The organism is Acinetobacter sp. T_3_1, from assembly GCF_025377055.1.
GTDB lineage: Bacteria > Pseudomonadota > Gammaproteobacteria > Pseudomonadales > Moraxellaceae > Acinetobacter > Acinetobacter kookii.
This window is the reverse complement of sequence record NZ_JACHVD010000026.1, coordinates 10,555-20,072: the sequence shown is the minus strand read 5'-3', so window position 1 is coordinate 20,072 and position 9,518 is coordinate 10,555. Positions and strand designations below refer to the sequence as shown.

Annotated in this window: 5 protein-coding genes and 5 pseudogenes (1 of these 10 running past the window's edge); 5 read left to right on the top strand and 5 right to left on the bottom strand. The window is 35.7% G+C overall.

Going from position 1 to position 9,518, the window contains the following annotated elements; genetic code table 11:
- Nucleotides 1-141: 141 nt before the first annotated feature.
- Nucleotides 142-325: pseudogene (locus H4I94_RS15200) on the bottom strand (ATP-binding protein); the annotation flags it as partial.
- A gap of 674 nt (nt 326-999) precedes the next feature.
- Between H4I94_RS15200 and H4I94_RS15195 the strand changes: the two are divergent.
- Nucleotides 1,000-1,234: pseudogene (locus H4I94_RS15195) on the top strand (hypothetical protein); the annotation flags it as partial.
- A gap of 51 nt (nt 1,235-1,285) precedes the next feature.
- Here H4I94_RS15195 and H4I94_RS15190 read toward each other — a convergent pair.
- A complete protein-coding gene (locus tag H4I94_RS15190; protein WP_261183630.1) occupies nt 1,286-2,458 on the bottom strand; it encodes a replication initiation protein in 1,173 nt (390 codons plus the stop codon).
- Between the two features lie 1,666 nt (nt 2,459-4,124).
- Between H4I94_RS15190 and H4I94_RS15185 the strand changes: the two genes are divergently transcribed.
- Both H4I94_RS15185 and H4I94_RS15180 read left to right on the top strand, forming a co-directional pair.
- Nucleotides 4,125-4,904, top strand: coding sequence for a ParA family protein (locus tag H4I94_RS15185; RefSeq protein ID WP_261183629.1), 780 nt, complete (start codon nt 4,125-4,127; stop codon nt 4,902-4,904).
- 21 nt (nt 4,905-4,925) lie between these two features.
- Nucleotides 4,926-5,840, top strand: coding sequence for a ParB/RepB/Spo0J family partition protein (locus H4I94_RS15180; protein WP_261183628.1), 915 nt, complete (start codon nt 4,926-4,928; stop codon nt 5,838-5,840).
- A gap of 45 nt (nt 5,841-5,885) precedes the next feature.
- Here H4I94_RS15180 and H4I94_RS15175 read toward each other — a convergent pair.
- Nucleotides 5,886-6,413 (bottom strand): annotated as a pseudogene (locus H4I94_RS15175) (ISNCY family transposase); the annotation flags it as partial.
- Between the two features lie 19 nt (nt 6,414-6,432).
- Between H4I94_RS15175 and H4I94_RS15170 the strand changes: the two are divergent.
- Together H4I94_RS15170 and H4I94_RS16355 are read left to right on the top strand one after the other, a co-directional pair.
- Nucleotides 6,433-7,197: a transposase gene (locus tag H4I94_RS15170; protein WP_261183627.1), complete on the top strand. Its 765-nt coding sequence runs from the start codon at nt 6,433-6,435 to the stop codon at nt 7,195-7,197.
- A complete protein-coding gene (locus tag H4I94_RS16355) occupies nt 7,187-7,303 on the top strand; it encodes a transposase (protein ID WP_409976769.1) in 117 nt (38 codons plus the stop codon). The genes H4I94_RS15170 and H4I94_RS16355 overlap by 11 nt, the downstream gene beginning before the upstream one ends.
- Before the next feature lie 110 nt (nt 7,304-7,413).
- Here the strand turns inward: H4I94_RS16355 and H4I94_RS15165 are convergent.
- Nucleotides 7,414-8,231, bottom strand: a pseudogene (locus H4I94_RS15165) (ISNCY family transposase); the annotation flags it as partial.
- 233 nt (nt 8,232-8,464) lie between these two features.
- Nucleotides 8,465-9,518: pseudogene (locus tag H4I94_RS15160) on the bottom strand (IS3 family transposase) (it continues 251 nt past the right edge of the window).

The following is a 9,518-nucleotide window of genomic DNA, read 5'->3' as shown; positions in this document are numbered from 1 at the left end:
GTATAAATCTGATATCTTTCTTCTTGGGTAAGATGAGTGTAGTTCATGATGCAACTTTGACTTTGGTCGGTCGGAAGCAAAATGCTAGCTCATCTTGCTTCCTTCCAATAATTTAATCTCTGTTGCACTTCATTTGAGAATCTAAGCCTTTAAACAATAACTCTCACCCGATATTTGCACCACGACAATGATGCAATAACCGATCTAACATCGCAGCTGTCAAAGTAACATCATCAGCAAACGACTTGGACCATTGGCTAAATGGTAAGTGACTCGTCAATATAGTACTGCTTTTTTCATAACGTTTGGCAATCACGTTAAAGAACTGAACCGTACCGGGTTTGTCGGAGACTTTTTTATTTAGGTTAAATATACGAGAAATGAAAAAACCCTGGCATTCTCTGCCAGGGTTTTTCGTATGGGGTCGCTCGGTATAACTCCTGTCGGACCTTACTGTCTTTGTGCATATCTATATTTTTATTATTGTGTGGAACTTCCTGTTCCTGATGAATCTATCATTTGAATATTTCATTATTCCGAACAGCAGCAAAGTAACGGAATTGACTTAAGTAAATGCGTACAAAGATGATTAAAAACTGTCCCAGATTTATCCCCAGAAATTGGGGAAAATTTTTGCCCTGGAAAAGCCGGGATGGGGACTGTCGAGGGTTCAGTTAATCGAAAATTGTGTGCTGCAGTATGATTTTTTGTATAATACGATGACTAGAACAACTAACCGTACCATGGTTATATCCATAGTCGTTTTAGTAAAAGGCAGAAGCTGTAACTTCTGCCATCTAATTTTTTAAGTAATAAGAAAAACAAAAAGCCCTATAAGATTCTTTCTAGGGAGTTTCATATAAAAACTATCCGAATAACCCTCTATTGAATAATACACTCAAGGTTTGAAGCCTAATTTCTTTAAGTAAGGTAAAAATTTTTTTGTTGTTTTGATCTCAGCATTTCTTTGGAGAAACCGGACATTTCTACTTAGGAAGCAAAGCTATCTATACCACCAATGCGATCGAGTCATTAAGTAACGTAATACGCTAGGTAATCAAAAAGCATAAAGTCTTTGCAACGGATGAATCTTGTACGTAAAGTGATTTACTTGTAAATTTATGCAGCATCTATAAAGTGGAATATTCCAATTCAAGACTGGGGTTTAGCAATGAGCAACTTTTTTATTGAGTTCATAACTACAAAAGCGATCACCCTTAATTATGGAAAGTGATTAACAAAATTATTAATAGACTCAAAATACAATGTGTAGCAACTTGCTACACTAAACAATTTCCTTCCCAAAAATCTCATTTAAACGTACTCGATGAGTAGCAACAAATCCTGGATCTTTCTTCAATTTAGCTTTCATAGAACGTTTGAAATCTTCCATGGAAACACCTGAATCTGCGAAATCCATTTGAAATAGAATATCGTTTACAATCGCGTTTGCCTGTGAATCTGTTAAACATCCTTCTACCTTGAACCATTTTTTAAAATTCTGAATATTTTCATTATCATTAAAAATATACCAGGCTCGCATATCTACATCAAATTTTGCACCAAGATCTTTTATTAAATTATTTTCAGTAAATGGCACATCCAGGTAAATTTTACTTTTGTTTTTTGGCGATATAGATTTCGGTTCTGGACTTGTCTTACTTGTAACCTTAAACAGTACCCCAACAACTGGACGACCTTTTTTGATAGTCTCATATTCTAAATGTAATTCTGTAAATGCGTTAATTTCATTAATTATTTTATCTAAAACATATCGTCTAAAATCTACCCATCGATCGTATTTAGCCTCACTTATATCGATTAATGTACGTAAATTTTCTAAGCTAAGTTCTATTTCATAACTAGATTGTTGAGTAAATTTGAATTCATTCTTAATAAAAAAAGAATACAAACTCATGCTTGCTACAGATTCAAGAGCGAATAAATGTTTTAATTGATAAGTCGTAAAATTACCATTTGCTAAACGAGTAAAATAAGGAAGGACTTCACTGGTAAAACGAATCTGTAGAGCATTCTTTGCATCATCCTCCCACCGCAGTTCACGGATAATGGGTACAACTGAGTGTACTTTTTTTACTTTTTTCTTATTTTCTTCTGTTGGTTCTTCAATTACAAAATGTGCGACACGCGAAGATAGTTCTTTATATATACGATCAATAGCAACATTAATCGAGTTTTTCTTATCTAATCCTAGTAATTCACCTAAATCATGCTTGTGTAAGTAAATATAAGTTTGTTCAGTAATTTCTTTATCCTTGTTGTTCTTTTCTCCATAATTAGCTACGGCCATAGCATACAGCAAAGCTTTATATTCATTGGCAGATAACTCAATAGGACGAATTAAACGGTTACTGGTGCTTACTACGCTATTATGGCGAATGTTACCAATACAATAAGGTAAATATTCAATATCTTCGTTTTCGTCTACAGTTTTCATGAGCAATTTATTTAATGGATTTCTAATAGTTATACTCAAAAGTGAAAAATATTTCAATTTTTCACTCATGTATTACTTTATGCTTACTTAGAGCAGCTTTTAAGTTAGAGATAAGTAAAAAAATAAAATCTTAAAGTGAATTGAATTTATTTTTTCACTTTTTCGTGACAAACACTCCACTTTAAGTTCACGTAACAATCAAATATTTCCCCGTACTGTTTATTCGATCCATATTTTTTGAGATTTTCTGGCTAAGTCTAGAAAAAATTAGTTATCATTAATCTCCTAGCTTAGGCTATTATGATCTTATATCTTAAGTACGTGACAAGATTTCCACCTTAAGTAGGATAACCATCAGAGACCCTAAGCTATCTCCAAAAATTAACATAAGATCTATCAGATAATTTTTAAGTCTTATATATTTATATTCCCATTTACTTAATAATTGATTACAAAAATTTCACTTTAAGAACAATTTATGTACTGTATTACAGTATATATTGGGGGGTTTATAATAAATCTTAAAATTGACCGCCTTTAATAGGTCAAGAATTCTATCTATTCATACTAATGACAAACATTCCACTTTTAGCACGTATTACAATCAATATCAGATTAAAGTGAAGATTTTAATAATTTTCACTTTTAAATGACAAACCTTCCACTTTAGGTTAGGTCTCCCGTTATTTTATATCAGGGAAGATGCAAAACTTCTTGTTCAAGGTAAAAAGAGAATATACATCCACAGAAAAGTGGAAATTCTTATTTATTTTCACTTTATGATGACATATCTTCCACTAATTAAAAATGAAGGCGAAAATAGTGCCACTTTAGGTGACTGCTATTCAATCATTTACAAAGGAAAGATTTCCCACAACAGTGACAAATCTTCTACCTTTTGCTATTTGATAGCATCCAAGCATTTGAGCTTAACAAACTATGTATGTTCTTATGAATGTGATTCTATTCCGAAATCAGTGACAATCCTTCCACCAATAGTGACAAACTTTCCACTTATTAATAATGCCTTACAAACCTACACACAAATAAAGGTCAAAAATTAGACAAACAAACTTATCCACAACACTTCAAAATGTAGTGACATATCTTCCACCTAAAAAGAAATAAAAGCAGGACTTATCCTCAATATAAGTAATTGTAATTTAAATATTTATATTAATTAAATTTGATAAAATAAAAAGTGCATGACAGATCTTCCACTATANTATAAGTAATTGTAATTTAAATATTTATATTAATTAAATTTGATAAAATAAAAAGTGCATGACAGATCTTCCACTATAGTGACAATTATTCCACTTTTCGGTGACAATTATTCCACTTTTCGGTGACAATTATTCCACTTTTCGGTGACAATCATTCCACTTTTCAGTGACAATCATTCCACTTTTCAGTGACAATCATTCCACCTTAAACCAATCAAGATATTGTTTTTAAATGAAAAAAAACAGTCTTAATTATAATTAACTAATTATATAAATTAATACTAATTATAAATTAGCTAGCTTTTTTTCATAAAATTAGTTTTTGTTTTTTTGTTAAAAATAAGTAGGATATGGATTTAAATTCGTTCAAATAATTAGTAGTAAGTTTCTACAATTTTGACTATATTTGAGTAATTCAAGTTGAGATTAATATGACAAATATGTCAACAAAAATCATTGCTGTTGCAAATCACAAAGGCGGATGTGGAAAAACAACGACAATTGTCCACTTAGCTTCAGAACTTGCAAATTTAGGTTATAAAACTCTAGTTATTGATTTAGATCCTCAAGCAAATGCAAGTTTACATATTGGTTCAAAACATCCAAGTGAAATAGAAACCACTTCTGCTGAGTTATTAGTTGGTGATGTTAGTCTATTAACAGAAGCATTGGAAGAACAAACAAGATTCAAAAATGTTTCATTAATTTATGGTTCTTTAAACTTAGGAAGAACCGAAGATAAATTAAAAGATGATGCACCTAGACCATCTGAAGAACTTGCAATCAAATTAGAATATTTAAAAGGAATATATGATTTTATTTTAATTGATTGTCCACCTAGCCTAAAACTACTCACTAGTAATGCTTTAGCTGCAGCAACTCATGTAATTATTCCTATTGAATCTGGCTCCCAATACGGCTTGTATGGTGTAACAGATTTAATTAATCATCTAACTAAAATTCGACGTGTTAATCCAGATCTTCAATTGTTGGGAGCTTTATTAATTAAACATGATGAACGTCAAACTGTGTGTAAAATAATTAAAGAAGCAGCAAAAACACATGTTGGAAATTTACTTGAAACATCTATTCCTGCTAGCACAAAAGTAAATCAGGCTGCGATTATGCAACAATCTCTATTAGGTATGGATAAAAGTTCAAAAGTTCGTAAAGCTTTCCAAGATTTAGCGGATGAAATTGTGCAACGTTGCAACGCGTAACAATCTGAACAAGAGAAACATATGGTAAGTAGTAAAGAATTATTAGCACAACGTTTACAGCTAAATACTCAAAAACATCAGCAAGCACAGAAAGAACATGTTCAAGATGTTAAAGAGTTAAAACGAAATGTTCAGATTTCCGATATTTATCCTAGTCCGAATCAGCCTCGTAGAATTTTCAATCAAGAGCAAATTGAAGAATTAGCTGCATCAATCGAATCAGTAGGCTTATTGCAACCTATTGCTGTTCGTCGTGTTGGAGAAAAATACGAATTAATTGCTGGCGAACGTCGGCTTAAGGCTCATCAATTCCTAAATCGTTCGAGTATTGAAGTTATTGTGATAGATGCAACCGATGAAGAAGTTGCTTTATTAACTTTAGCAGAAAACTTAAAACGTGAAGATTTAACTGATTATGAAATTTTTATTGGATTAAACGCCCTAGATGCAAATCTCAAGAAAAATAAACAGAAGCTAGCAAAATCTTTAGGTATGAATCGAGAAGATATGTACAAGTATCTTTCTTTTGAAAAACTTCCAGCTGAGTTGCTTAATGATCTTAATGAACAACCGGCATTAATAGCACGTACTGCGGCAACTGCAATTAAAAAATTTTTAGCAGATCACGACGATAAAGCAAAACAAGCTGAAGATGCATTGTTAAAGGCTTGGCATAAGCTAATTAAAAAAGAAGTAGAGCAGACTAAACTCACAGCTCTAGCAGAAAAACTTTTAAATGCAAATTCATCTGATAAACCTGTCACTACGTCATTCATTCACAAAATTGAGTATGACGGTAAAGTTGCGGGTAATATTAAATTTAACCATAACAACTTAAAGGTCTCTGTAAAGGTAAGTGATATTGATGAGCAGCATTTAAGAGAGCTTGATGAACTCTTGAAAAAGATTTTGATGAATTCCGGAAAAAAAGTGTAGCAAGTTGCTACACTATTGTTATTCAACAACTAAAATATTCTGTTTTTAACTACAAGAGTCAAGAACAGGATTTAAATTCCTTTGTTCAATGATTGCTTTCTGAGCTTTACGACTCGGCATACTTTTCTTGAGACGGGAACGTTTATTCTGTTTCTCCAACTCCTCATGTTGCTGCTGGATCTGGGCTAGAACCGAGCCTAATCTTTTGTTCTCAACCACTTCATTCTGCTGTAATCCAGCCAGTTTATTGAAGACGCTATAGTTGATCTTCCGTCCTTCATGCATGATGGCCACAGTGCCATCTGGGTACTCCAGAAATGAAATGTATTGTCCAACAAGCTTATGATTCAGTGCTGTTGGCTCAAGCATATAAATACACTTGTCATACGTGATGGTCAGGTTCTTTGTGACCTTACGCGGTTCCTGCCAGGTGAAAATATCCTCCAGTTCAGCATCAGACTCTGTTAAAGGGCGATGCAAGTTCTTGGAATTTCTCGCACACTTGGCGAACTTCTGATTGAACTGCTCAATGAAGCAGGGTAGCCAGGCATTGGCTTCTGCAATCGAGCAGATATGGCTAGAAATATAAGGTTTGCTACACTATAAAAAAACCTTACTCACTGCTGTTATGCCTAAGCCATATTCCAACGATCTTCGTCACAAAGCTCTGGACTACTACAAAGAATGCCAGAATAAATCTAAAACCTGTACTGTTTTTAAGATCGCAAGGACGACTTTAGATCTCTGGATTAACCTCGAGCAGCTGCAAGGAAATGCGAATCGGCCACATCCTGAAAAAGCAGGTCGACCCTATAAAATTAGAGACTTACAGGCTTTTAAAAGCTTTGTTGAAACAACACCATTTTCACAGGCTAAAGATCTGGTGCCATTATTTGAACAAAGATTTGGTTATTCCGTCAGCTATGCCAATATCCTGTTTGCTTTAAAAAAGCTGGGTTGGAGTCATAAAAAAAAGACTTTTCTCTACAGACAAGCCTGCAAAATAGGACGGGCCGTATTCCAATGGTTTCTGCCACAATGGAAACAGCAATATGGTGAAGAGCATATTTTATATATTGATGAATCCGGCATAAATACCAATGAAACCGCTGAGTATGGTTGGTCTGAGGAAGGAAAACGTTGCCATGCCTTAAAATCGGGTGGGCATGGAACCAGACTGTGTATGATCAGTGCTGTTCGATCAAGTGCAGCTTTCAGATTCATTGCACCCTTCATCTTTCAGGGTTCATGTGATCGCAGCACTTTTGCTGGGTGGCTTGAATATTTGCTGAAAGGCTTACCTAAAGATAAAAATGGTGAGCATCAAAAGCACTTACTGATTTTAGATTTTAGATAACGCTTCGATTCACAAAGGTAAAGAAATTGATGAACTGGCTATTCAATACAATGCCAGACTCATGTATTTACCGGCTTATAGCCCAGATTTCAACCCAATTGAATAAAGCATAGTCTTTGCTCAAAAGGAAAGTCAGAAATATTGTTTGCCAACAGCAGAAATCAGTCCTGGAGGCATTAGATATCAGCTTTAAGGAAATGTAGTGTAGTTTATTTAACTGGCTATACCTTCCAGGCGGCATCTCCTTGATCAGACGATCCTGAAGTGTCCTGTTAGCACGTTCCACACGACCTTTGGCCTGTGGTGAGTTGGCAAAGATAATATCAATGTTTAACTCATTCAGAATCCGGCCAAATTGCGTGATCTGGCTGTCCTGACTGGATTTCTGGTTCACTCTGAATACCGAATGTTTGTCACTATAAAAGGCCAGCGGCTTGCCGTATTGCTCAATGTAGGCTCTGGTGGAAAGCATATAGTCAAAGGTGGTTTCAGCCTCACAAAAGCGCAGATGCAACAGCTTTCCAGTCGCGTCATCGATATAAACCAGCAAACAGCATTTGGCGGCTCGTCCTTCAAACCAGTCATGATATGAACCATCAATCTGGATCAACTCACCGAAGCAATCCCGGTTATATCGAGGCTGATATGGCCGTTTCAGACGCTTGGATCGAGGAATCCAGAGATCATTGGCAGTCATCCAGCGACGAAGCGTTTCTACAGGAATATTCAGGTCAAACATGCTGATCAGCTTCTCATGCGCCAAGGTCGGTCCAAAGCCCAGAAGATGTTCAGAAATAATGGAAAGGCATTCAGACTTTACGGCTTCATCATGGCGACGATGACCCGGTTGACCACGACTGGCATGTGTCAGGCTTGAAATACTGTCTTGATTGAGTTTGTGCAATAACCCAGGTAATTTGACGGCTTGAAAGATTCAGAATTTCAGCAGCACGGACTTGCGTAATACGTTGATCTCGTACATCTTGCAGGACTGCAAGAAGTTGTATTTCCTTGTCAGACATAGTGATCAGCATCTCAAGTTTATATCCAGTCCATGATGTTGATGCGCATCATAGACCAGACATTTTTATTGGTGAGAATACAGACACTTTAAATGGTTTCTAACACTTAGATTGAAAAATAAAAATATTAAATACATTTAAGTTTCTATTAATAGCCTAAGAAATTTTTATTAAAGTTAATTCTATGTAAATGAGCAATAAATTAATCCTTGGACTGCTCCCAGTATCCTAGACACGAGACAGCCTCATTTTGAAGCTGCCTCAAAGGCTTCTGGACTCATCCCATCGAGATGCGAATGACGCCTGATTCGATTGTAAAACATCTCGATGTAATCAAACACATCTGCACGAGCCATTTCTCGTGTTTTGTAGATCCTCTTTTTAATTCTTTCCTTCTTTAAGCTGCTAAAAAAGGATTCAGCAACGGCATTATCCCATGAGCAGTATACTGCGCAAGGCCTCTACGGCTCATGCTGGGTATTAAGTTATGTTTCTGACAGAATTTCTGCCAGTCTCTACTGCTGTATTGGGAGCCTTGGTCAGAGTGTATGATCACAGGTTCATTTGGCCTACGTCGCCATACCGCCATAAGAAGTGCATCCAAAACGATATCCTTGGCAAGCGTAGGTTTCATTGACCAACCGATGACTTTTCTCGAATATAAATCAAGAACCACAGCCAGATATAACCAGCCTTGCCATGTGCGAATGTAAGTTATATCAGTCACCCAAGAAGTATCAGGTGTGTTTACAATAAACTCTCGATTTAAATGGTTAGGTAGCACAATCTGAGGACGACCACGACCATAGCTTTTATGTTTCTTATATCCTCGAACAGCGGCAATACCATTGTTCTTCATGATCTTCAGCACACGATTGGGCCCGCAGCTTTCACCCAATTCTTTTAGATCTAGCGTAATGCGACGATAACCATAGATGCCATAGCTGGCATCATAAGAAGAACGGATGAGCTGTAATAACCGCTTATCTTCAATAGTCCTGCCTGATTCGGGTTCATGCAACCAGGCATAGTAACCAGCACGAGCGATCTTAAGGACCCGACACATCGTTTTAATCTTAAATTGATGGCTGTATTCCAGGATAAACTGATACTTTACTCGGGCAGGCTTGCAAAGTACCTTGCGGCCTTTTTTAGAATATCCCGTTCCTCTTCAGTCTGTTTAAGCTGACTTTTAAGACGTAGGATTTCTTTCTTTGCTTCGAGTAGTTCATGTTCATCAGAGTTGTTACGTAAAGGCTGTAGCGCCTTTAGCCATTTATAAATGCTGTGTTGTGATAC